The following is a 26,022-nucleotide window of genomic DNA, read 5'->3' as shown; positions in this document are numbered from 1 at the left end:
CTCTTGAAATGTAACCCTTCAGGATCACGAGAGTGGACGTGTGTTTCGGATATATCCAGAAATACACGGCTCAAAAATAGAGTATTTTCAGAGCCATGGGATTGTGAAGCGTTTCAAACTAATCAGAATGCTTTATCACGATCCCGCTGGCAAACGGACTGCATTGTTGCTTCCGGGCCGAAACGCTCCAGATTCATTGGATATGGAGCGGCTCTATTTGCCCGCTGCGGCTTTGGCGGCTTTTGCCTGACGTTTTGCTTCGCGCATCATATTGAGGCATTCGAGTGTCGAGGCCATATCGATGGCGCTGAAACCATCGACCTGATAGTCCAGATCGGCGCCAGCGGCGAGAAGCCTGGCTAGGGCCTGTGCCTTGCCGGCCGAGGCTGCATACATCAGCGGCGTTGAGCCGTTGATATTGGCATGGTTGAGATCGGCGCCGGCGGCGATGATCATGTCGACGATCTCGGGATCGTCACCGACACAGGCCAGCCATAAGGCTTGGTTCTGATCATTGTTGCTGGCATCCACGCGTGCGCCGGCCTGCAACAATTCGGCGACGATCGGCTTGGCCTTGAGATGAGCCGCACGCATCAGGGGCGTCATGAGATCTTGCGGAGTCACGGCATTGACGCCGCCCTTGGGATAGCCATGTTCCTTGAGAAAGGCTTCGAGCGCATCGCTGAGGCCTTCGACCGGAGGTGCTTCCTCGATCGGCGTGGCATTGGCCCGGCTTTCGGCCTTGTGCCATTCCTCATAGCCGCCATCCATACTGTAGACATCGGTAAATTCGGCGGCGCTGAATGCCTTGGCATAGGCCTGGCTCGAATTGCCGTGATAGCAATAAATGAGGACTGGCGTCGTTTTCGGCGTCTCCTTCAGCACCCCTTCGAGATTGGTGAGATCGACGCGCAAGGCTTTTTCGATATGGCCTTTTTCGAAGGAAGCCGGATCGCGGACATCGATTACGAGGGGAGAAGTGTCTGCGCCCAATATGCCACGCGCCTCGTCGATCGAGATCCTGCGATAGCTAGCCATGAGAAAGATCCTGTTGCGGAAACATCCGGACATACCGGAGGGAGGGCAGGAAGGAGAAACTGTCGCGTCGCGTCTCAGCCATTGGCCTTGCGCCAGCCTTCATAGCCACCATCGAGGCTATAGACCGATTTGAAGCGGAAATCGGCGAAGGTCTTTGCATAAACCTGGCTGGAATTGCCGTGATAGCAATAGATCAGAACCGGCGTATCCTTCGGCGTCGTCGAGAGGAAATGGAACAGATTGGCTTCCGTCGCATGTTCTGCGCCCTCAATATGGCCGCTTTCGTAGGAACCCGGATCCCGCACATCGAGCACCAGCGTCCTTTCATCAGCCAGCAATTGCCGTGCGGTGTCGATACCGATGCGTTCGAAGCTCGCTTCCTCAGCCATGGTTTGTCCTTCCGTCGGAGCCGTGTCGGATGCCGTGGAGATCGTACGCTCCCCATAGGGGGGCAGGGTCAGCATACGCGTGTCGATCAGGGGCAAGCCGACTGTGAAATGATAGAGCGTCGCGAATTGTGCATCCTTGAGGCCAAGAATCTCGTGCATCGCGTCGTCGAAGAAACAGCCGATGCCGGTGCCGCGGAATCCGAGCGTTTCCGCTTCGAGATAAAGGACCTGGCCGATGAGGCCGGCTTCCCAATGCAATTGCTTGTAGCGCCAGGGCTCGTCGCGGACGATGTCGTCGAATTCCGCCAGCATGCCGAGGGCAAAGCAGGAATCCGCGGCGATCGCCTGATGGCAATGCAGGGTCCGGGCAACTTTTGTGCAATCGGTGGGCAGCAGCTGAAAGAAATTCAATTGCGGCGGAACATGCTCCGGCCGTTTCCAGGCGAATTCCTGATGCGTCGCCTGTTTCAGGCGCATTTCCGCATCGGCGTTGCGGAGCAGAATATAAAGACCGGGCTCCAGCCCATCGACACGATGGATGAAGAAGACCGGATGCAGGCGCGGCTTGTAGGACCAGACATCCCAGGGCGCGACCGCGCGCGCGAGTAATCTGTCGATGAGATGATAGAACGAGCCGCTGCCCATGCGCGCTGTGCGATCGAAGGCCTGCGCGCTGCGCCGGTTGAGGATCACCTGAGGCGCAGGCTCCATTGTTCCTTCACCGATACCGGGAAAATTGCCTCGATAGTGCGGTTCGGCTTTCGGTTCGGTCTTTTTGGTCGCGGCGGAAGCTTCATCGATCACTGGCCATTTATACATATGGTGACGATCGAGCACATTGGCCTTGCCGCGCCAATCCGCGAGCTGCTTCAGCCAGGAGTCGGTTTCGTTTCCCTTGATCGGCATGGCCGTGGGTGTGCGCACGACGCGCAGGATAATGTCGGGAGCCTCGCGCTCGGCACCGCCCGAGAAATCGCCGTCGCGGTCGAGACCGAGCAATTGCGCGATCTCACCACTCGTCAGGCCTTCCACCATCCGGAGGTGCCAGCCGAGCGTGCCTGCCGCATAGCGCAGGGCGCCGATGGCATGGCCGACATCGAGCTGGCAATAGCGAAAGGCCCGCTCGCCATATTTCCAGGCCTCGCGCCAATGGATGGAGGAAAGGCCGATGAACAAGGCCGGTTCATCGGCCGAAGTCGAAAGAGCAGGGGTGTCGGCCAGTGGACACCGCAACTCGAGCCCGTGGTTGGTGGGCGTGTAATGATGCACGCCATCCGCGAGGCCGGGAATACCGCGGGCGAGCACATAAGCTTCGGTGGGATGCAGATTGCCACTCGAAGGATTACTGCGCATGGCCCAGCGGTCCGGGCCATATTCCTTCCAGGCATTCAGAGCCATCGACAATTGCAGAAGCGCGCCGAGGCAGGTCTCGTCGAACGGTGCCGCGGCCACGCGCTCGGGATTGTAGATATCGGAAAAAGGCGTGGTGAAAGCTTCCGCACTGAGGGGCAGAAGCCGCGCCTCCGCGCCAGCAAAGGAGCGAAATGGATTGGGTTGTTCCGACCAGTCGAGGGTTTCGGGACCGGCAGCATACCGGTCCATCTTATGTTTCGTGCGCTGATGATAGGCAAGGATCACATCCGCTGCATTGGCGGGGGGCAGCGCGGTCGTCATGAATGGGCTTCCTTTTGCGGCGGCTGATCCGGGCAGGGCGCCGCTTTTTCGGGCCGCCGACAGCTTTCGAGATCCACGCCTTGCACGCGCGGTGCCTGCAGGCCAACCCAGGCCTCCATTTCAGCCGGATCAAACCCGACACGACGCTGCCCCGCGGCTTCGATCAGGGGCCGGCGGATCAGGATCGGTTCCGCCAGCATCAACGCGATTGCTTCATCGGCATTGAGTGTTTGCGGATTGACCGACCCGGATTTGATCTGAGGGGCCGCCTTGTTGAACCATTCGGCGACAGGCCGGTCACCAAAGAAAGAACGCAGCTGTTCCGCCGTCCAGGGTGCGACAAGAAGATTGCGTACATCAAGGTCATGGCCTGCGGCTTCAAGCAGGGCTTTCTGACGGGTGTTATTGGAACAACCGGGCTTTTCGTAAAAGACGATATGCATGGTCGTGAGCCTCCGGAAGGATGACGGGCCGCCTTTCATCAGGCCGGCCACGGGCGCGACCGGAAGGCGAGCACGCGTCGTGCTAATCGTTCGCGGGTTTCGAAAGGAAGCAAAATTGGGAAGCGGCGAGCAGGATTGGACAAGACTGCCAGGAGGAGGGATAGGGACTGTCCGGTTCCGCGCGCCATGGATCATCCTATGGTCCTGTCGATTTGCGGCAGCAGCATCACTCGCGCGGGATGCGAACCCTTCCGCGCGAAGGTGGGGATTACGCGGTCTGGCATCGCCTGCGCAACAGAACGACAATGGATCTGAAACGATCATGAAAAAGGCACCGGACGCCTGGCTGCTCGGTCCGATGCCAAAATGTGATCGTCAGCGGATCGATCGGCTTGCCAGGACAAAACCCGGCAAAGCCGCGCTTTCAATAGGCAAACCGAGAGATCTCAGAAGCTGAAATCAGTCAATTGCACGAATTCGCTCTTCAGGCGGCCGAGAAGCATGTCGACCTTCCGCCGTACAGTTTCGACGGTCAAGGGTTTGGTCAGAATGCCGTGGGCGCCACCGCCTTTTGCCAAGGCTTCCTTGGCGAGAGGGTTTTCCGCATTATCGGCGAGCACGACGATTTTTGCGTCCGGAAATTTGGCGCTGATCTCTTTCAGAGCATCAAGACCTTTTTCCTCGAGAATATTGACGCCGACGATGACCAGATTGGGGATCGTCTTTTCGGTCTTGCCATAGACCACCTTCTCGGAGGAATCGAATGCTTCCTGCAACGAGGCGAATTCATGCGTCTCGTTGTGATCTTCGAGCATGAATTGAAGAATGGAACCCGTCACACCGTCACTGTCGATGACGAAGACGCGCTTGTTTTCGACCCTGCGGTCATTATCGACGCCGATCTGCATATTGACCTTGCTCCCTGAATGCGTCGCCCGACGCTGTCGATCGCACTGCCGCAGCAAATTTTATACCCGGCAGCCATATTGACTTCGGATTTTAGCGCATCGGCCGGTCGAGCGGCAAGGGCTGCTATCCCAGACGTGTTGCGCTTCGTTTATTCGCTCGTTGGACCGCGCTTGAGATGCGCGGGTGTTTGGCACTCTATACTAAATGCGAGCGACCCGCCCGGCGTGCCCAATCCTGTTTGCAATTCTTAAACGGACTTAAACGCACATGCGCTTTGAATTCCGGGCGCTGCTCAATTCGACCCTTTTTTCTACGCCCCCTTTATTCAATGTGTCGCTTGTTCGGAAGGTCGTGGCGTCCCCTCATCGCTCGGCTCGCCATTCAGAAATGCTGTTTCGTTCGTGACAGCAAAAAGGCGTTGTCGGAATCTGAACACGACCAAACATTTCGGCGTGTCGCCAGAAATGCAAATATTTTCAACAGTCTCACATTTTCCGGAAGATTGGCACGCTGATTGCGAGAGAAGGCGCAGGGATGCGTCGCCGATATGAAGGCATGTGACGTGTCGTGTCCCGCGCCGCCATGGCGTATCGAAACCTGATGCAGGAATTGTGGCAGGAATCATGCGTCTCGGGTCCACGGTTAAATAGCAAAACGGCACTTAGGAGATCTTTAAATGCGCCAGATTGCGTTCTACGGTAAGGGTGGTATCGGCAAGTCCACCACCTCCCAAAACACCCTCGCCTGCCTCGCCCAGATGGGCCACAAGATCCTCATCGTCGGCTGCGACCCCAAGGCTGACTCGACCCGTCTTATCCTTCACTCGAAGGCCCAGGACACCATCCTCAGCCTCGCCGCTGCCGCTGGTTCCGTTGAAGACCTCGAAATCGAAGACGTCATGAAGGTCGGTTACCTCGACATCCGTTGCGTCGAGTCGGGTGGTCCGGAGCCGGGCGTTGGCTGCGCGGGTCGTGGTGTTATCACCTCGATCAACTTCCTCGAGGAAAACGGCGCTTACGAAGACGTTGACTACGTTTCCTACGACGTTCTCGGCGACGTGGTCTGCGGCGGTTTCGCCATGCCGATCCGTGAGAACAAGGCTCAGGAAATTTACATCGTCATGTCCGGTGAGATGATGGCCATGTATGCGGCCAACAACATCTCCAAGGGCATTCTGAAGTATGCCAACTCGGGCGGCGTCCGTCTGGGCGGTCTCGTCTGCAACGAGCGTCAGACCGACAAGGAACTCGAGCTGGCTGAAGAGCTCGCCCGGCGCCTTGGCACCAAGCTGATCCACTTCGTTCCCCGCGACAACATCGTGCAGCATGCTGAGCTCCGTCGTATGACGGTTGTTGAATATGCTCCCGATTCCAAGCAGGCCGACGAGTATCGTACGCTTGCCAACAAGGTCCATGCGAACAAGGGCAACGGCATCATCCCGACCCCGATCACCATGGACGAACTCGAAGACATCCTGATGTCCTTCGGCATCATGAAGCAGGTCGACGAGTCCCAGGTCGGCCTCACCGCCGAGCAGCTCTCGGCCTAATTGGCCTTAAGCCGGCCCCTCTCCGGAGGGGCCGGTCTTTACACTACGACGAATACTTCAGGAGATTGGCATGAGCCTATCGGCACCCGAAACAATCGAAGAAATCAAGCAGAGGAACAAGGAACTCATTGCTGAGGTCCTGGAGGCCTATCCCTCAAAGAGCAAGAAGAACCGCGCCAAGCACCTCAACCAGTTCCAGGAAGGTGGCAAGGACTGCTCGGTCAAGTCCAACATCAAGTCTGTCCCGGGCGTGATGACGATCCGTGGCTGCGCCTACGCCGGTTCGAAGGGCGTGGTGTGGGGTCCGATCAAGGACATGATCCACATCAGCCATGGTCCGGTCGGCTGCGGTCAGTACTCCTGGGCGGCGCGTCGTAACTATTACATCGGCACGACGGGTGTTGACACCTTCGTGACCATGCAGTTCACCTCGGACTTCCAGGAAAAGGACATCGTCTTCGGCGGCGACAAGAAGCTCGCGAAGATCATGGACGAAATCATGGAATTGTTCCCCCTGAACCATGGTGTCACGGTTCAGTCGGAATGCCCGATCGGCCTCATCGGTGACGACATCGAAGCCGTTTCGAAGCAGAAGTCCAAGGAATATGGCGGCAAGACCATCGTTCCGGTCCGCTGCGAAGGTTTCCGTGGCGTGTCGCAGTCCCTCGGTCACCACATCGCGAACGACGCCGTTCGTGACTGGGTGTTCGACAAGATGGAAGGCAAGCCTGCCCGTATCGAGCTCACCCCGTATGACGTCGCGATCATCGGCGACTACAACATCGGTGGTGACGCCTGGTCGTCCCGTATCCTTCTCGAGGAAATGGGCCTCCGCGTGATCGCTCAGTGGTCGGGTGACGGTTCGATCGCCGAACTCGAGGCGACCCCGAAGGCGAAGCTGAACGTTCTTCACTGCTACCGCTCGATGAACTACATCTCCCGCCACATGGAAGAAAAGTACGGTGTGCCGTGGGTGGAATATAACTTCTTCGGCCCGTCCAAGATCGCGGAATCGCTGCGCACGATCGCCAGCCACTTCGATGACCGGATCAAGGAAAACGCCGAGAAGGTCATCGCGAAGTATCGCGCTCTGTCCGACGCCGTCATCGAGAAGTATCGTCCGCGTCTCCATGGCCGCAAGGTCATGCTCTTCGTCGGCGGTCTGCGTCCGCGTCACGTCATCGGCGCTTACGAAGATCTCGGCATGGAAGTTGTCGGTACCGGCTATGAATTCGGCCACAACGACGACTATCAGCGCACGACCCACTATGTGAAGGACGGCACGCTGATCTACGACGACGTGACCGGCTACGAGTTCGAGAAGTTCGTCGAGAAGATCCAGCCCGATCTGGTTGGTTCCGGCATTAAGGAAAAGTACGTCTTCCAGAAGATGGGCGTTCCTTTCCGTCAGATGCATTCTTGGGACTATTCGGGCCCGTATCATGGCTACGATGGCTTCGCCATCTTCGCTCGCGATATGGACATGGCCATCAATTCCCCGGTTTGGGGTTTGACCAAGGCTCCGTTCTAATATCTCCCCGTGCCCTCCTCCTCACGGAGGAGGGCATATGTCGGGGTGCACCGAGACAAACCAATAAAAGGGATTTTCCAGCATGCCTCAGAACGCCGATCACGTTCTCGATCACTTCGACTTGTTCCGTCAGCCGGAATATCGGGAGATGCTCGCGAACAAGAAGAAGAACTTCGAAAACCCGGTCGCGGAAAATGAAGTTCAGAGGGTTGTCGAGTGGACCAAGACCCCTGAATATCGTGAAAAGAACTTTGCGCGTGAAGCGTTGACCGTCAACCCGGCCAAGGCCTGCCAGCCGCTCGGCGCCGTTTTCGCGGGTGTTGGCTTCGAAGGCACGGTTCCCTTCGTCCATGGTTCCCAGGGTTGCGTCGCTTATTATCGTTCGCACTTCTCCCGTCACTTCAAGGAGCCGAGCTCCTGCGTTTCGTCCTCGATGACGGAAGACGCGGCCGTGTTCGGTGGCCTGAACAACATGATCGACGGTTTGGCGAACACCTATAACCTCTACAAGCCGAAGATGATCTCGGTTTCCACCACCTGCATGGCGGAAGTCATCGGCGACGACCTGAACGCCTTCATCAAGACCGCGAAGGACAAGGGCTCGGTCCCGATGGACTATGACGTCCCGTTCGCGCATACCCCGGCCTTCGTCGGCAGCCACATCACCGGCTACGACAACGTCCTGAAGGGTGTTTTCGAACATTTCTGGGGTGGTAAGTCCGGCACCGCTGAAAAGCTCGAGCGCGTTCCGAATGAAACCATCAACTTCATCGGTGGCTTCGACCCCTACACCGTCGGTAACCTGCGTGAAATCAAGCGCCTCTTCGACATGATGGGTGTTGAATACACGATCATCGCCGACAACAGCGATGTCTGGGATACGCCCACCGATGGCACCTTCCGCATGTTCGATGGCGGCACCACGATCGACGAAACCGTCGCTGCCGTGAACGCCAAGGCGACCATTTCGATGCAGGAATATTGCACCGAAAAGACGCTGAAGTACATCGGTGAAGAATGGAAGCACGAGACCGTTGCTTTCAACCACCCGATCGGTGTCAAGGCGACCGACGATTTCCTTCTTGAAATCTCGCGCCTCAGCGGTAAAGCGGTTCCGGAGCAGATCAAGCTCGAGCGCGGCCGTCTGGTCGACGCGATGGCTGACTCCAGCGCCCACATCCACGGCAAGAAGTTCGCGATCTACGGCGATCCGGACCTCTGCATTGGTCTCGCTCAGTTCCTGATGGAAAATGGCGGCGAACCCACCCACATCCTGGCAACCAACGGTTCGCCGAAGTGGGCTGAAAAGGTTCAGGCCATGCTGGCCGCCAGCCCGTTCGGCAAGAACTGCCATGTCTATCCGCTGCGCGACCTGTGGCACATGCGTTCGCTGCTCTTCACGGAGCCGGTGGACTTCCTGATCGGTAACACCTACGGCAAGTATCTGGAACGCGACACGGGTACCCCGCTGATCCGTATCGGCTTCCCGATCTTCGATCGTCACCATCATCACCGTTATCCGGTGTGGGGTTACCAGGGTGGTCTTAACGTCCTCGTCTGGATCCTCGATCGTATCTTCGAAGAAATCGACAAGAACACGATCGTTCCGGCGCATTCGGACTTCAGCTACGACATCATTCGCTAATCGAAACTGGGAGAACAGCGCGAGCTGTTCTCCTTTTTGCTTCGGCGAAAGATTTTCAGAGCGGGGTGAAGCGGAGTCCATTTTCACATGGTCCGTTTCCATCCCGCTTTCTTTTTGACAGGCATTCAAAAGAAGTCTTTTCCGAATGCGTCACTGTGTCTTTGAGGATGCTTCTAAAAACCTTCCGTGAACTGGAATGTTTGTCTTGCCGAGTGCATAGTTCTTGCTAGCATAGTGCTAGAGGCAGATTTTTAGAAGCATCCCGTCCGTTCGATGCGAGATTGACGCCTCGTGAGGCAGCCGCTGTGCGATTCATGAGCATGCGCTGCATCGAGGCCCGGCCAGAAAGACTGGCTGGAAAGCGCCGAGGAGATTTCGATGAGCAGTGTTTCCGCCACAATTCAAGACGTTTTCAACGAGCCTGGCTGCGCCAAAAATGCCGGCAAGTCTGAAAAGGAAAAGAAAAAGGGGTGCACGAAACAATTGCAGCCGGGTGGCGCGGCTGGCGGTTGCGCGTTCGATGGCGCCAAGATCGCTCTACAGCCGATCACCGATGTTGCTCATCTCGTCCATGGGCCGATCGCTTGTGAGGGCAATTCCTGGGACAATCGCGGTGCCTTTTCCTCGGGCTCGTCGCTTTATCGCACGGGTTTCACGACCGATATCAATGAGACGGATGTCGTCTTCGGCGGTGAGAAGCGGCTCTACAAGAGCATCAAGGAAATCATCGAAAAATATAACCCGCCGTCGGTCTTCGTTTATCAAACCTGCGTCCCGGCGATGATCGGCGATGATATTGATGCGGTGTGCAAGGCGGCCTCGAAGAAATTCGGCAAGCCGATCGTCCCGGTGAACTCCCCCGGCTTCGTGGGACCGAAGAATCTCGGCAACAAGCTCGCGGGCGAGGCACTGCTTGCTCATGTCATCGGCACGGTCGAACCGGAATATACGACGCCTTATGACGTCAACATCATTGGCGAATATAACCTCGCCGGCGAAATGTGGCAGGTCGAGCCGCTTTTGAAGGAAATCGGCTTCCGCATCATCTCCTGCATCTCGGGTGATGCCAAATATAACGAAGTCGCTCAGGCTCATCGTGCCAAGGCGACGATGATGGTCTGCTCCAAGGCGATGATCAACATCACCCGCAAGCTCGAGGACCGCTACGGCATCCCCTATTTCGAAGGGTCTTTCTACGGCATCGGCGATATGAGCGATTCCATTCGCCAGCTTGCCCAATTGGTCATCGACCAGGGCGCGCCGCCGGAATTTATGGATCGCGCCGAGGCGGTTATCGCCCGCGAAGAGAAGAAGGCCTGGGAGGCCATGGCCGCCTATACGCCTCGCCTCAAGGGCAAGAAAGTTCTGCTCATCACCGGTGGTGTCAAATCCTGGTCGGTGGTCGCGGCGCTTCAGGAAGTCGGTCTCGAAATTGTCGGAACCAGTGTCAAGAAGTCGACAAAGGAAGATAAAGAGCGAATCAAGGAACTCATGGGCGAAGATGCTCATGCCTTCGACGACATGTCGCCGCGCGAGATGTACAATATGTTGAAGGATGCGCGGGCCGATATCATGCTGTCCGGCGGCCGCTCGCAGTTTATTGCGCTCAAGGCGTCGATGCCGTGGCTCGACATCAACCAGGAGCGCCATCACGCCTATGCCGGCTATGAAGGCATGGTCGCGCTGGTGAAGGAAATCGACAAGGCGCTGTACAATCCGATCTGGGAACAAGTGCGCCGCGCTGCTCCCTGGCAGAATCCGGCTGAAACCTGGCAGGCCAAGGCTGAAGCCGAGGCGGCGCGCGAAGCTGCTGAACTCGCCGCCGATCCGGCGAAGGCGGAAGCCAAGCGCCGTTCGAAAAAGATCTGCAAGTGCAAATCCGTTGATCTCGGCACGATCGAAGACGCGATCCGTACGGGCAGCCTGAAGACGGTTGCCGATGTGACGGCGGCGACCAATGCGGGCGGTGGCTGCACCGGTTGCTGCGGTACGATTGAAGATATCATCGCGGATGTTCTGCAGCCGGCCGAAGCTGTCGTACTTGATCCGGTGCAAGCAGAAGAAAAGCGCCGTGCCAAGAAAGTGTGCAACTGCAAGGAAGTCACTGTCGGCGCGATCGAGGACGCCATTCGCGCGAAGGGGCTCAGCACCGTCGCCGAAGTCACGGCGGAGACGGAAGCCGGCAGCGGTTGTGGCAGCTGCGGTGAAACCGTCGAGGAAATTCTTGGCGAGGTTCTTGCTTCCGTTCCGCGCATCGCGGCTGAATGATGAGGGATCGTCATGGCTATTGTAAAATTCAATAAGAAAGCCTGTACGGTCAATCCTTTGAAGATGAGCCAGCCGGTGGGCGGTGCTCTCGCCTTCATGGGCGTCAAGGATGCCATGCCGCTGTTCCATGGCTCGCAGGGCTGCACCAGCTTCGGGCTGGTGTTGTTCGTGCGCCATTTCAAGGAAGCGATCCCGCTGCAGACGACAGCCATGAGCGAGGTTGCGACGGTTCTCGGCGGTTATGAGAATGTCGAGCAGGCGATCGTCAATATTTCCAACAAGCAGAAGGCCCGCCTGATTGGTATCTGCTCCACCGGCGTCACCGAAACCAAAGGTGACGACGTTGACGCCTATATCAAGCTCGTGCGGCAACAGCATCCCGAACTCGAGCATGTTTCGCTCGTCTATGTGTCGACACCCGACTTCAAGGATGCCTTCCAGGACGGTTGGGAGAAGACTGTCGCGAAGATTATTGAAACTCTGGTGAAACCCGTCGAGGTGGATGCGCCGCGCAATCCCAAGAAATTGGTCGTTCTGCCGGGAAGTCATTTGACACCCGGCGATCTCGATGAATTGCGCGATATTATCGAAGCCTTTGGTCTGGAGCCTTATTTCTTGCCGGATCTGGCTGGATCGCTCGATGGGCATATTCCGGAGGATTTCACGCCGACGACGCTTGGCGGTATCTCTCTTGAAGAGATCGCCGATCTCGGGGATGCTTTCCATGCCATCGCTCTCGGTTCGCATATGCGGCTGGCAGCGGAAACCCTTGAAAAAAAGGCCGGGATTCCGTTCCGTATTTTCGACCGGATGATTGGCTTGATTCCGACGGATGAGTTCATTGCTCATCTGGCCGCAATCAGTGGTCGGGAAGTGCCGAACAAGATCAAGCGGCAACGCGGACAACTCGTCGATGCCATGCTCGATGGCCATTTCCACACAGGCGGCAAGAAACTCGCCATCGGTCTCGAGCCGGACTTCCTTTACGATCTGTCGAACTTCCTGCATGAGATGGGATGCAAGATCGAGGTCGCGGTGACGACCAACGACAAGCCCATACTCGAACAGGTGCCGATCGAGGAAGTGCTCGTCGGTGATCTCGAGGATTTCGAGAAAATGGCGCCGGGCTGTGATCTCCTCATCACTCATGCTCATGGCCGTCAGGCGGCGGACCGGTTGCATATTCCCTTGTTCCGCATGGGCCTGCCGATTTTTGACCGGCTGGGTGCGGCGCATATCACTAGTGTCGGCTATCGTGGAGCGCGTGATCTGATCTTCAAGATCGCCAATGTCTTCATTGAGAACATGCATGTTGTCAGGCCGGACACGTGGTATCCGCATCCGGTCGAAGGTCATGCCTCGGAGCATGCGCCGGCATCGACAACGCATTAACACAAGCAGCGCGCAAGATTTGGTGCAGGAGGTCCGATGAAAGTAGCATTTGCGACCCAGGATTTGGAGCGCGTTGACGCCCATTTCGGCTGGGCTAAGAATATTTCCATTTACAGCGTGACGCCCGCGGGCAATCAGTTCCTCGAGACGATCGAGTTCAACGGTGACCTGCAGGAAGATGGTAACGAAGACAAACTGGAACCGAAAATCGCCGCTATCAAGGATTGCGCAATCCTCTATGTCGCAGCGATCGGCGGCTCCGGCGCGGCCCGTGTGGTCGCCAACAATATTTTCCCGATGAAGGTCAAGGAACCCGAGTCGATCGCCGACCTCCTCGATAAATTGCAGGATGTCTTGAAGGCGCCGGCTCCGCCGCCGTGGTTGCGCAAGGCGCTCGCCAAGAGCGGTGACAAGGTTGAAGTCGATTATGATGATGATTGAGGTGTATGATGTCTGAAGCGGCAGTGGCAACGCCAGATCTGGCGGCGATGGATACGGTTTTCGTGAAGGAACTCGTCAAACAATGGCGGGCCCAGGATATGCACGGCACCTGGGAAGGCAAAACCGATTACGACCTGATCGAGCCCTATATCGTCGATAAGCAGAAGCGCAAGGAAATCCCGCTCGTCGGTGATCCCGATCCGGAGACAATCTGGCGGCTTGAGCTGTTCTACAATGCGATTGGTCTGACGATTGAGCGTGAAACCGGTTGCATGGTTTCGCCGATGATCAAGATGTCGCATGAAGGTTTCGGCCGTATCATTCTGATGGCGGGCCGTCTGATCGTCGTTAATAAGATGCTGCGCGATGTGCATCGTTATGGCTACGACAGCCTCAACAAGCTCGCGGATGAAGGCGCCAAGGCAGTCGCCGCGGGTGTCGCCATGATCGAGAAATTCCCGGAAGTCGCAAAATATTGATTGGTTCGAAACAAAGGGGCGCTCAAGGTGAGTGATGTTGACGAATTGAAGGCCGAAATCAAGAAGCTTTCTGCGAAAGCCATGCAGGCGAAAATGGATCTGCATGATTTGTCGGAAGAACTCCCCATTAATTGGCAGCAGATTCTAGGCGTTGCGCAGCGTGCCCATGAAGCGTTTGAAATACTTGAAAGCAAGCGCGCTGAATTGAGCAATATTTCGGCCGCTTAGGAAATTGCAGCCAAGAGGATTATTCCAATGGAAGCGAAGAATACGCGCGACGGCCGCATGTGGGAGCCGGAATTCCTGACCGCTATCGATCCGGAGACCTGCATCGGCTGCGGCCGTTGTTATAAAGTCTGTGGTCGCGATGTCATGACCCTCAAGGGTGTCAATGAAGACGGTGACATTGTCGAGCTCGAAGACGAGGACGATGACGATTTCGATCGCAAGGTCATGGCGATGAACGACATTGGTGCTTGCATCGGCTGCGGCGCCTGCGCGCGTGTTTGCCCGAAGGATTGCCAGACCCATACGAAGGCGAGTGAAGCCGAGGCTCTTGGAGTCTAATCGGCCTCCGAGCCTTATTGATTGGAGGCGAACCCGACGTTCGCGCATGGGTTTGCCGCATGATGACCCCTAAAATGCTATTGGGCATTTTAGGGGATCCTGTGGAGGCAAACCAATGCTCGCTGCCGATGATCAACCTGTCTTGAGTGCCTCTGGCAGTGCTGCGGAAAATATCCCTTCCGCGGACAGCTTCGACAGGCAGGTTCTTGGGCTGCTGGTGCTGCATATTCTGGTGGAGGCGGAGCCTGGTGTTTCGCCCCGCTTTTTTGATTTCGGTCTGGACGAGCCGCTATTTCGTGAAATGCTCGCCTATCTCCACCTGGATCATTTGGTTCAGGGTGCAGGGCCAAGCGAAGTGGCGCCTGAATGCGATGATGAGGAATTGATGGTGCGCGGCCTCTTGCTGCGACATGTTTCCGAAGGCGATAAAGTGGGCCAATGGCTTGCCGGCATTATCGCCCATCGATCCTTGAAAGATAATCATCTTTGGGAAGATCTCGGTCTCGCCGAGCGGTCGGACCTGCGACGTCTCCTCGAGCAGCATTATTATTCTCTGGCGTCGAAAAATACGCGCAACATGCGTTGGAAGCGTTTCCTTTATCGTTCGTTGTGCGAAGAAGAGGGGTTTACGATGTGTCCCTCGCCAACCTGCGATTCCTGTTCTGAATTTAATGTTTGCTATGGCGATGATTCCGGCGAAGCCGTTCTCGCCCGGAATGCTCGTTCTGCTCGTCTCGCAGCCAAAGATGAAGCGAACGAATTCCTCTGAGTCCGATCAGATGGCCGCGTGATCCCTCCTTTCTGTTGATGATGCCTCCTGTAGAGCATTTCCGTGTTACGGAAATGCTCTAACGGACTACGCGCTCAACGCATTCTAGCGCGATGCTCATGAACTCGATCATAATCGAACGCATTGCGGCTGTTGAAGAAAGTTGCTCTTTTTCCATGTTGCAGATTGCGTCGAGGGAAGCATTGCCTCTTGGCATTGGATCGCAATTTCGGAACAGCCTAGACCTATTTTTAATGCATTAGAGCCTCGGTCATGAGCTAATTCTTCTCCCAGCGGAATGTCTGCACCGCCGGAATTGACAAACGGCTGGGTATCCTGTGATTTTTATGCTGTTGTTTCGGCTTATGAAAATGACGCGAAAAGCAAGGATTCCCGGGGATTGTATGGAAGTCGCGATTGCCGATTTGTTGGATTCATGACAATAAATCTTTTTACGTTGAATTCATGAAATCAACAGTTTATGTCTTGGTATAGAGTTTGCTTCCTTAGCGACATATAAGTGATGGAGGTTTGCGGATGATTTCCCTTACTGACAGTGCGCTCAGCGCTGTAAAAGCCGCCTTGGTGCGTTCTGGGAAAGATGGCGCCGGATTTCGTGTGAAAGCCGAAGCAGGCGGTTGTGCGGGCTATAAGTATCAGATCGGTCTCGACTCCCAATCGCGTGATGGCGACACGGTCGTCGACGCGGGCGACGATGTCAAAGTCTTTGTCGATTCGCTGTCTCAGCCGCTGTTGGCTGGCATGCAGATTGATTTTGTCGAAAGCCTGGAAGGTGCGGGTTTCGTGTTCGAGAATCCGAACGCGACAAATTCCTGCTCTTGCGGCAAATCATTTAGCTAAGGAACGCGTGATGTTGAATCCGGCGGAAAAAGTGGTCGAGTCGGCTCCCGAGGAAGGCGCTGCCGAGGTTGTCTCCGATGCTGTTGCGGCTGCGCGTCGGCAATTGATCGCGGAAACGATTGAAAGCATCCGTCCGAATCTGCAGCGCGACAAGGGCGATTGCGAGTTGATCGATGTGCAGGGAGACAAAGTGTTCGTCAAGATGACGGGTGCTTGTGTCGGTTGCCAGCTCTCTTCCATGACCTTGAATGGCGTGCAGGCGAAGCTGGTCGAAGCGACGGGACGCATGATCCGCGTCATTCCGGTCGGATCGAACCTGCCCAAGCTCTGATCGTCGGTTGCATTGATTGTAATGGGTGGGGAGAAGTAGTCTCGGCGAACGTGCGCTACCGTGCTCCCCAGCGGAATTGGTGACTGCGATGGCGGGTTCCGTTAAGGATTCGGTCAAGAAGCCGATCGTTCTCAACGATACGACATTGCGCGATGGCGAGCAGGCCCCCGGTGTTGCTTTTTCGCCGGAAGAGAAAATTGCCATCGCCAAAGCGCTCGCGGGAGCTGGCGTTCCAGAAATTGAAGCGGGCACGCCCGCGATGGGCGAGCGAGAAATTGCCGCAATCCGCGATGTTGTTGCGGAAAAGCTTCCTGCGAAAATTATCGCATGGTGTCGCATGGTGCGGCAAGATATTGACGCAGCGGTCGCGTCAGGCGTCGGCATGATTAATTTATCTCTGCCGGTTTCCGATATTCAGCTCAAAGCAAAATTTTCCGCTGATCGCGCCTATGCCCGCGATATGATCAGTCGCTTCATTCCCTATGCCCGCGATAAGGGGCTTGAGGTTGCGCTTGGTTGCGAGGACGCCTCGCGTGCGGATCTTTCTTTCCTGGGGGAGCTGGCAGATCTGGGCGCATCGCTCGGTGTCCGGCGATTGCGGTTTGCCGATACCTTGGGTGTTCTTGATCCTTTCATGACGTTTTCCATGGTTGAGCAGTTACGAGCAGGTACCGACCTGGAGATCGAAATTCACGCGCATGATGATCTGGGCCTCGCCACCGCCAATACTTTGGCGGCGCTGCGCGCCGGGGCGACACATGCGAGCGTCACTGTTGTCGGGCTTGGTGAGCGTGCCGGTAATGCGCCCCTCGAAGAGGTCGCAGTAGCCGTCAAATCGCTTTACGGGTTGTCAACCGAGGTTGATTTGACCGCCCTTGCTGGCGTTGCCCGTGTCGTTACCAGTGCCGCGGGACGGTCCATTCCTGAAGCCAAGGCCATTGTGGGTGAAGTTGTCTTCACGCATGAATCCGGAATTCATGTCGATGGATTGCTGAAGGATCTGCAATGTTATCAAGCGCTTGATCCGGCGCTCCTGGGCCGTTCCCACCACGTTGTTCTCGGGAAACATTCGGGGCTGAGGGCCGTAACCAACGCACTTGCGCAACAGGGCCTCAGCGTGTCTGCGGATGAGGCGAAATTCGTCCTGGCGCGCATTAAACTCTATGCGGAACAGGAGAAAGCTTCCGTTCCGGGTAATATTCTCCTCGATTTCTATCGGGAAGCGAAAATCGCAAGCGCTCATACCGGCGACATGTGGACGCCGCTTGTGATCAATTGATGGTCCGTTATGCGCTGATGCGCCGCAGATAGCAGGTATGTGTTATTTGCATATGTGTACGTCCGAGCGGATGAGCGCTGATCTCTTCGGCTACACTATTGATGTGCGAAGGTCCGTTCGATTAGTCGTGGTGTTAGATTTCGAAACAGTCAAAACTCTGTAGAGATGTGACTCATCATAGCAATTCCAGTAATCTGGAAAGGTTATAAAAGTAGAAATACGGTACATCTAGCTCATGATCAGGGTATCTTTCCTTGTCGATAGGGCGTCGGTAGTTGCGCGAGCCGTTGTGGCGTTTTTCCCTCCGGAGTCTGAAAACGTAATTTCGTGAGGGAAACGGGGAGTAATAGAACGCAACACTTGCGGATTCTCTTTTTTTCGATTGATCGTCATGAGATCGCCATGTTAAGAATTCTCTCATGTCTCGAGTCGGAATACGCTCCTGTTAATCTCGAGGTTTGAGCGGCTTGCGGCGTCCTGATGAGTTTCCTCTGGGACGGTGACAATGACGCAAAAACCTCGGATCCCAAAGGAACCGGACGTATCTGATCCCCGGACGGGATAAGCGCAAAGCTTAGGAACCCGTTTCCGGTGCTCCACAGAGAGACGATAAGATTTGATCGAGCCCTTGCGCTTTCGGGTGTGGATGGCTGGTCTGGAGCGGCCCTCACTTTTTCCGATTATAGAAATACCTCTTGCGAGAGGGACGGATCGGAAGCCGCTCGACAGGAATCGATGCGATTTTGCTGAAAGGACGGGTCCCGACGGATCCGTGCGTCTGGCTCCCTGCCGGTTAGCGGTTTGCGGGGCCTGATGCGAATGAGCACGTTCGCTGCATGGCATGATACACCCGGGCATCGCGCTCGGATGGTCTCACGAAAAGCGATGAGACATTCGCGACATATGAGAGGCATGTGAGGGTTATGAGCGAGACATTGAAAACCTTGCAAGGACTGTCGTCGGCGGAAGATTTTTTCAAAGTGCTGGACGTTCCCTATGATCCCAACAAGGTGAATGTCGTACGTATGCACATTATGAAGAGAATGGGACAATATCTTGCGACAGAAGATTTCGAGGGTCTGTCGGAAGACGTTGTTCGGACGAAATGCAAGGAGATTCTGGAAAAAGCTTATGAGGATTTCCAGAAATCCGATCCAATGAAAGAGCGTGTCTTCAAGGTTTTGAAGGAGGCGGTGCAGGAAAAGACGCCGGCGCCACCGCCGATCGTACCTTTCACCGATCTTCTGAAATAGTTTTTACTTTTCGGCGAAGGTTCGCCACTTGAAAACCAGATTTCGGACGGAGGTGCTCAAGCTGAAAAGAACGTTCTTATTCAAGCTTGTATGTCCATGGTCCGAAATTTGCTCAAAAAATGATCTATCCCATTTCACGCATGATCGAGAGGTTTCATAATGCATATCGTCGTCTGCATTAAGCAGGTGCCGGATTCTGCGCAGATTCGTGTTCATCCCGTCACCAATACGATTATGCGGCAGGGTGTGCCGACGATCATCAATCCTTATGATCTGTTCTCGCTCGAGGAAGCGCTGCGCCTGCGGGACCGCTTCGGCGGTGAAGTGACGGTGGTCACCATGGGTCCGCCCATGGCCGATGCCTCCTTGCGCAAATGCCTGACTTATGGAGCAGATCGTGCGGTTCTTCTGACGGATCGTTTCTTCGCCGGTTCCGACACGCTCGCGACCTCCTATGCTCTGTCCTATCTGATCAAGAAAGTTGCGCAGGAATGGGGTGAGCCGGACATCATCTTCTGCGGCAAGCAGACGATCGATGGCGATACGGCCCAGGTCGGGCCTGGCATTGCCAAGCGGCTGAATCTTTTGCAGCTCACCTATGTCGCAAAGATCGACGAATTCGATCTGGCGGCGCGTGAAATCGTCATCCATCGGCGTGCGGAAGGCGGTATCCAGATCCTCAAGACGAAGCTGCCCTGTCTCGTGACCATGCTCGAAGGCACGAACGACATGCGCCGGGGCTCGATCGAAGATGCTCTGCGCGGCGCCCGTTCGGAAATCGTGACCTGGAATGCGGCTGAGGCGGGTATTCCGGATCTTGCGCTCTGCGGGTTGAAGGGGTCTCCGACGATCGTGAAGAAAGTGTTCGCGCCGTCTCCGCGCGCCGAAAAAGCCTTCCAGATCGAGGTTCAGGGCAAGACGCCGGCTGAAATTTCGGATGCTGTGATCGGTGAAATCAATCAGCGTCAGCCGGGTCTCGAACAGGATATCCAGAAAATGGCTGCCGGCTTTTGAGCCGCCTTTTGCTTGAAGGATAGGAACTATGAATCAAAAAGCTCCCCCAGCGAAAGCCGCGGCTCCAGCGGCTGGGAACAGCCGTGCGAATACCAAGAAGGAACTGCCCGAGCATCTCAAGAGCTACAAGCACGTCTGGGTTCTGATCGAACTCGAACGCGGTGTGGTTCATCCTGTGTCCTGGGAATTGATGGGTGAAGGCCGCAAGCTCGCTGACAAGCTGAAGGTTGATCTGGCAGCGGTCATTCTCGGCGCTCCGGGCGGGACCGAAGATGCGATCAAGGACAGCTTCGGTTACGGTGCCGATCTGTGCTATGTTGTGGAAAACCCGGCGCTTACCGATTATCGCAACGAGCCTTACACGACGGCGATGACCGAGCTGGTCAATAAATATCAGCCGGAAATCCTGTTGATGGGCGCGACCAATCTCGGCCGTGACCTCGCCGGCTCCGTCGCTACCACCTTGCTCACTGGTCTGACGGCCGATTGCACTGAACTCGACGTGGATGCGGATGGTTCTCTCGCCGCCACCCGCCCGACCTTCGGTGGCTCGCTGCTCTGCACCATCTATACGTTGAACTATCGCCCGCAGATGGCGACCATGCGTCCGCGCGTTGCGCCCATGCCTGTCTATCAGGCCGGCAAGACCGGCCGTATCATTCGGCATGAAGTTGCCCTGCCGGAAGAGTCCATCATCACCAAGGTCCTGTCCTTTCTGCCCGACAGCGCGACCGGCAAGGCCAACCTGCCTTACGCCGATGTGGTGGTAGCCGGTGGTCTCGGCATGCAGAATGCCGAAAACTATCAATTGGTACGTGACCTCGCTGAAGTGCTTGGCGCGGAATGGGGTGGCTCGCGGCCGCTCGTCCAGAAGGGCTGGATTCCTTCCGATCGCCAGATCGGCCAGACCGGCAAGACGATCCGTCCGCGTCTTTACATCGCGGCGGGTATTTCCGGCGCCATTCAGCACCGCGTCGGCGTCGAAGGCGCTGATCTCATCGTCGCCATCAATACCGATCCGAACGCGCCGATCTTCGATTTTGCGCATGTCGGCATTGTCGCGGACGCAACGAAAATCTTGCCGGCGCTGACGGAAGCTTTCCGCAAGCGTCTCGCCCTGGCCGCCGCCCGGCCTGCGGCTGAGTAAAGGAGACGGATATGGCGAACGAAAAGTTTGATGCGATCGTCGTCGGTGCGGGTCCTTCCGGCAACGCTTGCGCTTATACTCTGGCCACCCGCGGCCTCAAGGTCCTGCAGTTGGAACGCGGTGAATATCCGGGCTCCAAGAATGTTCAGGGCGCCATTCTCTATGCCGATGCGCTGGAAAAGATCATTCCTGATTTTCGCGAGGATGCGCCGCTCGAGCGGCATATCATCGAACAGCGCCTGTGGATGATGGATGATAAATCCTATTGCGGCGCGCATTATCGCTCGGAAGATTTCAACGAGGACAAGCCGAACCGCTATACGATCATCCGTGCGCCTTTCGACAAATGGTTCTCGAAGCGCGTTGTCCAGGCGGGCGCCCTGATCCTTTGCGAAACCACCGTAACGGAACTGGTGCGCGACGCGCATGACAAGGTGATCGGCGTTCGCACCGACCGCGATGGCGAAGCCATCTATGCCGATGTCGTCGTTCTCGCCGAAGGCGTATCCGGCCTCGTCGGCGCGCGGGCGGGCCTGCGCTCCATTCCGAAGCCGGATACGGTCGCGCTCGCGGTGAAGGAAATGCACTTCCTGCCGCGTGAGACGGTTGAGCAACGCTTTAACCTTGAGGGTGATGAAGGCGTCGTGATCGAAGCGGCCGGCACGATCACCAAAGGTATGGTTGGCACGGGCTTCCTCTATACCAATAAGGAATGTATCTCGATCGGTATCGGCTGCCTGATCTCTGATTTCACCGAGAGCGATCAGTCGCCCTATGGGCTGCTCGAAGCTTTCAAGAACCATCCGTCGGTGAAGCCCTTGCTCGCGGGTTCCGAGGTCAAGGAATATGCGGCGCATATGATCCCGGAAGGTGGCTATAAGGCCATTCCGCAATTGTTCGGCAACGGCTGGCTGATCGTCGGTGACGCCGGCCAGTTCGTGAATGCTGTTCATCGTGAAGGCTCCAATCTCGCCATGACGACGGGACGGATCGCGGCGGAAACCATTCTTGATCTGAAGACCCGCAATGCACCGATGACGGCGCATAATCTAGCCGCTTATAAAGCGCGGCTCGATGAATCCTTCGTCATGAAAGATCTGAAGAAGTATAAAAACCTTCCGAAGGTCCTCCATAACAAGCATTTGCTTACGACCTATCCGCAGCTTCTTTCCCAGGCGGCGCAGACATGGTTCCGTGTCGACGGTGTGGACAAGAAAAGCAAAGAGAACGAGATCGTCAAATCCTTCTTCCGTACGCGTCGCGTCAAAGGTCTGCTTGGCGACGTTCTCGGAATGGCCCGGGGCTGGCGCTGATCGTCAAAGCCTTGGTAAACCAGAATTGGATTTCGTTTTCTCGTGAGGAACGCTGATGAGCACTGAAACTACAACTCCGGTTCGTGTGGAAGACAAGCTCTTCCAGAACCGTTATCTCGTCGATGCCGGCCGCCCGCACATCACGGTTACACCGCATACGGTGCCTTCATCCCGGCTCCTGGCCCTGACGCATGTCTGCCCTGCCGGTTGCTATACCCAGGCCGATTCCGGCCAGGTGGAAATTTCGACCGATGGCTGTGTCGAATGCGGCACCTGTCGCGTCGTGGCGGAGCCCTATGGGGAGATCACCTGGAACTATCCGCGCGGTGGTTTCGGCGTGCTGTTCAAATTCGGCTGATCGTCTAGAAGACGTCGAATCTCAAAGGTCTTTCTGAGACACGCGGCGGATCGAAAGATCCGCCGCGTGTCTCTTTGTTTGTGGCCTTGTGTTTTGCAGCCTTGTGCATCGGCGCGGGATAGGCTGGCCCGAGGAGCTCTAATTTTTGAGCAGAATTGATCGACTGATACCGGACATGCTCTAAATTTTTCCAAAAAGCTGTCTGCTTTCGGGTTGGGCCGTGTCGATTTTCGAGGCAGCGAACCGCGCTTGCACTCAGATCGTGGTCGTTGCCGCAATAATGCAGCCTTCCCTGCCGGCACACCGCCAAGCGGAAAGAGCGATGGAAGCAGGGGTTTCCTCACGCTCTGTGTCTTCACGATGCGTAATGCGTCTTCCCGTTTAAATCTATTGTAATTACAATAGCTTATTGTCTCATTTGCCGGCCGTCGCGATGGCTTGGTGTGGCAATGCACCGAGGCTTGGATTGACAGGCTGATGATGGTATGGACATTGCTTTATTATAATTGCGAGTGCAAGCTATTCGCAAGTAGACGAGCCTGTCGGGAGGTCTCCGAACGGTTCGTGAGCATGAGATGATTTTCGCTTCGCATTCGGAACCATTCCGAATGTGTCAATATCCTTGGTCCGAATCCCTGGTCCGAACCAGAGACGTTCATAGGTATTTGTCATGATCAGAGCCCTTCCAGATGCTTCCGCGCCGTCTTCCGCAGCGACACAGCAGCACCGGTCTCTGTTGGAAAAATACGGGCTGCGGGCGACGCGCCAACGGCTAGGGCTCGCAAAGCTTCTGTTCAGCAAGGGAGAACGGCACGTGACAGCCGATGCGCTGGCGGCCGAAGCCACTTCCGCGCGCATGCCGACCTCTCTTGCGACCGTCTATAATGTGCTGAACCTCTTTGCCGATGTTGGACTCGTGCGTGGTCTCGCCATCGAGGGGACCAAGACCATCTTCGACACGAATACGACCGACCACGGCCATTATTATTTTGAAGAATCCGGTGAGATCGAAGATATCGGGGAGGCCGCAGCGCGTTTTGCGGAGCAATTTGTCGCGCCGGAAGGTTACGAGATTTCACGCGTCGATGTAGTCGTGCGTTTGCGCCGCGTCGGCGCGCCGGCACCCGTCAATCTTCGCCTTTGTGAGGACGACGCCGAGGATTGAGAAGTTTTGATTAAAGAGGCGGTGCGTTCTTGTCGGTTCGAAGACCGGAGGCGCTATAGCGTTTTGAAGAGATCCGAAACGCTCCACTCAAAAATCAGGGCTTTTCAAAGCGATTCAATATTATCGGAAAAGACGCTGGAATCGCATTGTCCCCTCCAGGATGCCCATCGTTCTTTCAAGGCTTGGCTACTGGCAGGATGAAAACAACAGCAGCAATCCTATTCGGACAGGAAAGCCCTTCCGTTACCAGGGCTTGCCGCCCATGGTCAGACGCAAGTGCACGTAATCATAGAGATCACTGAGCATGAAATGGCGGTTCTCGACGATGCGCATATGGGCAACTGTCGTCTCATCTCCCGCAAGATAGCGATGCGCCGTGGTCCGGAACGGTTCCGGCAAGGTCAGATTGAAATCCGAAGGCTGGATCAGTAGTCGCAAAATCTGATCGAAAAGAAAACGGAAACGCTCGTCTTCCGGCTCCAGATAGGCGGCGCCGAAATCCTTTCCGTAGCGTTTGAACAGATCCATGTAATCGTTGATATCGGGCTTGTTCACGATCGTGCCTTCTGACCGGTCGAAATCGCTCGTTGTCGGGAGCGCAAGCGGAAATTGCGCAACGCGCCGGCCCGCATTCACATTCCGCTCCGGAATTCCGCCTGGATGCAAAAACATGCAACATGCGAGGGTTTCACCACGGCAAAGGCATAGATCGTTCCACGCCGCGATGTCCAGAACAGGATGCGGCGCTCATGAATCATCAAACGTCTCATTGATCTTGTCCTGCCAGGATCAATGAGGTCTGGGGGGCTAAATCTCAACGAATTTGGCTCAAAACCGGCATGAATTTCAATGTGCCGTTTCAGGATTCCGGCGCGGGATGCGCTTGCGCGACACACTTGGCCTATCCGCTGCATGATCGTGGCTGACAAGCGCCGGAAGGGCGCGGTGCCGGGCGGTTCAGGATAGGGCAGGGCCATGGGCGGGCAGAACGCTACCACTTGTTCACAGTGCCGATTCTGGGAGCAGGTGGCGGAAACGGATATGCCGGCCTTTGATGACCGGCCGCGCGGCGCCTGCCGGCGCTCGCCACCGCAAACGCGCTCGGATTTCGACCGGATCGTCGCCGATTATCTTGGTGCCATAGCACGCCATCTCACCGGGAATGATGAAGAGGACGCTTTCACGATTCACGAATCGGAAGCTGCCTCCGAAACTTATTGGCCGTTGACCGTTGGCGATGATTGGTGCGGCGAATATCAGCCCGCTCATTCCTGATCCATTGAAGATCTACGCGGTTCCTGACGAGCGCCTCGAGCTTGAGTGTTTGGCTTGAGTATCCGGCTTGGGCGTTGCGTGGATGGCGTGATCCGATTAAGCGTCATGCATCGCCAGCAACCCTGCTTTCCTAAAGGGAAGAATGCCACCGCCTGCCCATCGGTTCGGCAGGAATTTGGCAGAATAGGGAGGCGATAAGGTCTGAAGCGGACGCGCCCGGCCATTACGGGGTGAAGACCGCTTCGTTTTCGCGGAGCTGCAAGGCTCCGCTCAAGGTCTTGCTGTGAAGGATGCGCTATGGATCGTCTACTCGTGCTGGTGCGCCATGGTCAAAGCGACTGGAACCTGAAAAATCTCTTCACGGGCTGGAAAGACCCGGATCTGACGGAAAAGGGCGTCGCGGAAGCGCAGGCGGCAGGCCGGGCGCTGAAGGAACGCGGACTCACTTTCGATATCGCCTTCACATCGGCTTTGACGCGCGCCCAGCATACGCTGAAATTGATCCTCGACGGATTGGGCACGCCGGATGTGCCGACGACACGTGATCTGGCCCTGAATGAACGCGATTATGGTGATCTCTCCGGGCTGAACAAGGATGATGCGCGCCAGAAATGGGGCGAGGAACAGGTCCATGTCTGGCGCCGTTCCTATGACGTGTCACCGCCGGGCGGCGAGAGCCTGAAGGATACGGTGGCGCGCGTATTGCCCTATTATTGTCAGCACATTCTGCCCGCCGTGCTGGATGGCCGGAAGACGATTGTCGCCGCGCATGGCAATTCGTTGCGCGCCCTTGTCATGGTTCTCGACGGTCTGACGCCCGAGACCATTCCCTCGATGGAACTCGATACCGGCATCCCGCTGGTTTATCGTCTGCGCGCGAATTCGACCGTGGAAAGCAAGGAAGTGCTCAGTCTTCGATGAATTGCCCAATC

At 56.3% G+C, this 26,022-nt stretch carries 26 protein-coding genes; 21 read left to right on the top strand and 5 right to left on the bottom strand.

The genetic code is table 11. From position 1 onward, the window contains the following. Positions 1–213 precede the first annotated feature (213 nt). From DL88_RS00875 to DL88_RS00860, 4 genes are all read right to left on the bottom strand, one after another. Positions 214–1,038: a rhodanese-like domain-containing protein gene (locus tag DL88_RS00875; RefSeq protein ID WP_034990735.1), complete on the bottom strand. Its 825-nt coding sequence runs from the start codon at positions 1,036–1,038 to the stop codon at positions 214–216. A gap of 74 nt (positions 1,039–1,112) precedes the next feature. Beyond that, positions 1,113–3,101, bottom strand: coding sequence for a SagB family peptide dehydrogenase (locus DL88_RS00870; RefSeq protein WP_051955430.1), 1,989 nt, complete (start codon positions 3,099–3,101; stop codon positions 1,113–1,115). Further along, the gene (locus DL88_RS00865) at positions 3,098–3,544 is read right to left on the bottom strand and encodes an ArsC/Spx/MgsR family protein (RefSeq protein ID WP_034990733.1); all 447 of its coding nucleotides are present in this window, start codon (positions 3,542–3,544) and stop codon (positions 3,098–3,100) included. The genes DL88_RS00870 and DL88_RS00865 overlap by 4 nt, the downstream gene beginning before the upstream one ends. A 446-nt stretch (positions 3,545–3,990) precedes the next feature. Continuing rightward, the gene (locus tag DL88_RS00860; RefSeq protein WP_034990731.1) at positions 3,991–4,452 is read right to left on the bottom strand and encodes a response regulator; all 462 of its coding nucleotides are present in this window, start codon (positions 4,450–4,452) and stop codon (positions 3,991–3,993) included. A 677-nt stretch (positions 4,453–5,129) separates the two neighbouring features. On the opposite strand from DL88_RS00860, the gene nifH reads away from it, so the two are divergent. From nifH to irrA, 19 genes are all read left to right on the top strand, one after another. Then, a complete protein-coding gene (nifH, locus tag DL88_RS00855) occupies positions 5,130–6,002 on the top strand; it encodes a nitrogenase iron protein (protein ID WP_034990729.1) in 873 nt (290 codons plus the stop codon). Positions 6,003–6,072: 70 nt separating this feature from the next. Continuing rightward, positions 6,073–7,533, top strand: coding sequence for a nitrogenase molybdenum-iron protein alpha chain (gene nifD / locus DL88_RS00850; protein ID WP_034990726.1), 1,461 nt, complete (start codon positions 6,073–6,075; stop codon positions 7,531–7,533). 82 nt (positions 7,534–7,615) lie between these two features. Then, positions 7,616–9,178 carry a nitrogenase molybdenum-iron protein subunit beta gene (nifK, locus tag DL88_RS00845; RefSeq protein ID WP_034990724.1) on the top strand — a complete coding sequence of 521 codons (1,563 nt, stop codon included), beginning with the start codon at positions 7,616–7,618 and terminating at the stop codon, positions 9,176–9,178. A gap of 378 nt (positions 9,179–9,556) precedes the next feature. Beyond that, entirely contained in the window at positions 9,557–11,446 is a 1,890-nt protein-coding gene (nifE, locus tag DL88_RS00840) for a nitrogenase iron-molybdenum cofactor biosynthesis protein NifE (protein WP_034990722.1), read from the top strand. Between the two features lie 12 nt (positions 11,447–11,458). Then, entirely contained in the window at positions 11,459–12,838 is a 1,380-nt protein-coding gene (gene nifN / locus DL88_RS00835) for a nitrogenase iron-molybdenum cofactor biosynthesis protein NifN (protein ID WP_034990720.1), read from the top strand. Between the two features lie 36 nt (positions 12,839–12,874). Next, complete coding sequence (gene nifX, locus DL88_RS00830; RefSeq protein WP_034990718.1) at positions 12,875–13,279, top strand: nitrogen fixation protein NifX; 405 nt, start codon at positions 12,875–12,877, stop codon at positions 13,277–13,279. An 8-nt stretch (positions 13,280–13,287) separates the two neighbouring features. After that, positions 13,288–13,758 carry a NifX-associated nitrogen fixation protein gene (locus tag DL88_RS00825; protein ID WP_034991179.1) on the top strand — a complete coding sequence of 157 codons (471 nt, stop codon included), beginning with the start codon at positions 13,288–13,290 and terminating at the stop codon, positions 13,756–13,758. A gap of 27 nt (positions 13,759–13,785) precedes the next feature. Continuing rightward, positions 13,786–13,986: a CCE_0567 family metalloprotein gene (locus DL88_RS00820; RefSeq protein WP_034991177.1), complete on the top strand. Its 201-nt coding sequence runs from the start codon at positions 13,786–13,788 to the stop codon at positions 13,984–13,986. 27 nt (positions 13,987–14,013) lie between these two features. Continuing rightward, positions 14,014–14,325 carry a ferredoxin III, nif-specific gene (gene fdxB, locus DL88_RS00815; protein WP_034990716.1) on the top strand — a complete coding sequence of 104 codons (312 nt, stop codon included), beginning with the start codon at positions 14,014–14,016 and terminating at the stop codon, positions 14,323–14,325. A gap of 115 nt (positions 14,326–14,440) precedes the next feature. Beyond that, entirely contained in the window at positions 14,441–15,094 is a 654-nt protein-coding gene (locus DL88_RS00810) for a nitrogen fixation protein NifQ (protein WP_084704730.1), read from the top strand. Positions 15,095–15,631: 537 nt separating this feature from the next. Beyond that, on the top strand, positions 15,632–15,955 hold the full coding sequence (locus DL88_RS00805) for a HesB/IscA family protein (protein ID WP_034990715.1): 324 nt from the start codon (positions 15,632–15,634) through the stop codon (positions 15,953–15,955). 10 nt (positions 15,956–15,965) lie between these two features. Further along, on the top strand, positions 15,966–16,286 hold the full coding sequence (locus DL88_RS00800; protein WP_034990713.1) for a NifU family protein: 321 nt from the start codon (positions 15,966–15,968) through the stop codon (positions 16,284–16,286). Positions 16,287–16,374: 88 nt separating this feature from the next. Next, positions 16,375–17,565, top strand: coding sequence for a homocitrate synthase (gene nifV / locus DL88_RS00795; RefSeq protein ID WP_051955429.1), 1,191 nt, complete (start codon positions 16,375–16,377; stop codon positions 17,563–17,565). A 923-nt stretch (positions 17,566–18,488) separates the two neighbouring features. Continuing rightward, entirely contained in the window at positions 18,489–18,818 is a 330-nt protein-coding gene (nifW, locus tag DL88_RS00790) for a nitrogenase stabilizing/protective protein NifW (protein WP_034990710.1), read from the top strand. Positions 18,819–18,977: 159 nt separating this feature from the next. Continuing rightward, positions 18,978–19,832, top strand: a complete 855-nt coding sequence (locus tag DL88_RS00785; protein ID WP_034990708.1) for an electron transfer flavoprotein subunit beta/FixA family protein — start codon at positions 18,978–18,980, stop codon at positions 19,830–19,832. Between the two features lie 28 nt (positions 19,833–19,860). Beyond that, positions 19,861–20,979, top strand: coding sequence for an electron transfer flavoprotein subunit alpha/FixB family protein (locus tag DL88_RS00780; protein ID WP_034990706.1), 1,119 nt, complete (start codon positions 19,861–19,863; stop codon positions 20,977–20,979). 11 nt (positions 20,980–20,990) lie between these two features. Further along, a complete protein-coding gene (locus DL88_RS00775; RefSeq protein ID WP_034990704.1) occupies positions 20,991–22,292 on the top strand; it encodes an FAD-dependent monooxygenase in 1,302 nt (433 codons plus the stop codon). 55 nt (positions 22,293–22,347) lie between these two features. After that, the gene (locus DL88_RS00770) at positions 22,348–22,650 is read left to right on the top strand and encodes a ferredoxin family protein (protein WP_034990703.1); all 303 of its coding nucleotides are present in this window, start codon (positions 22,348–22,350) and stop codon (positions 22,648–22,650) included. 670 nt (positions 22,651–23,320) lie between these two features. After that, on the top strand, positions 23,321–23,815 hold the full coding sequence (irrA, locus tag DL88_RS00765; RefSeq protein WP_051955428.1) for an iron response transcriptional regulator IrrA: 495 nt from the start codon (positions 23,321–23,323) through the stop codon (positions 23,813–23,815). Positions 23,816–24,058: 243 nt separating this feature from the next. Here the strand turns inward: irrA and DL88_RS00760 are convergent, their stop codons facing one another. Next, the gene (locus tag DL88_RS00760; RefSeq protein ID WP_245270565.1) at positions 24,059–24,451 is read right to left on the bottom strand and encodes a hypothetical protein; all 393 of its coding nucleotides are present in this window, start codon (positions 24,449–24,451) and stop codon (positions 24,059–24,061) included. Between the two features lie 405 nt (positions 24,452–24,856). Between DL88_RS00760 and DL88_RS00755 the strand changes: the two genes are divergently transcribed. Continuing rightward, on the top strand, positions 24,857–25,090 hold the full coding sequence (locus DL88_RS00755; RefSeq protein ID WP_034990702.1) for a hypothetical protein: 234 nt from the start codon (positions 24,857–24,859) through the stop codon (positions 25,088–25,090). 297 nt (positions 25,091–25,387) lie between these two features. Next, on the top strand, positions 25,388–26,011 hold the full coding sequence (locus DL88_RS00750; protein ID WP_034990700.1) for a 2,3-bisphosphoglycerate-dependent phosphoglycerate mutase: 624 nt from the start codon (positions 25,388–25,390) through the stop codon (positions 26,009–26,011). Positions 26,012–26,022: the final 11 nt, after the last annotated feature.

The sequence above is a fragment of the Beijerinckia mobilis genome, from assembly GCF_000745425.1.
GTDB lineage: Bacteria > Pseudomonadota > Alphaproteobacteria > Rhizobiales > Beijerinckiaceae > Beijerinckia > Beijerinckia mobilis.
The sequence above is the reverse complement of the archived record's forward strand: the minus strand, read 5'-3'. Positions and strand labels throughout refer to the sequence as shown.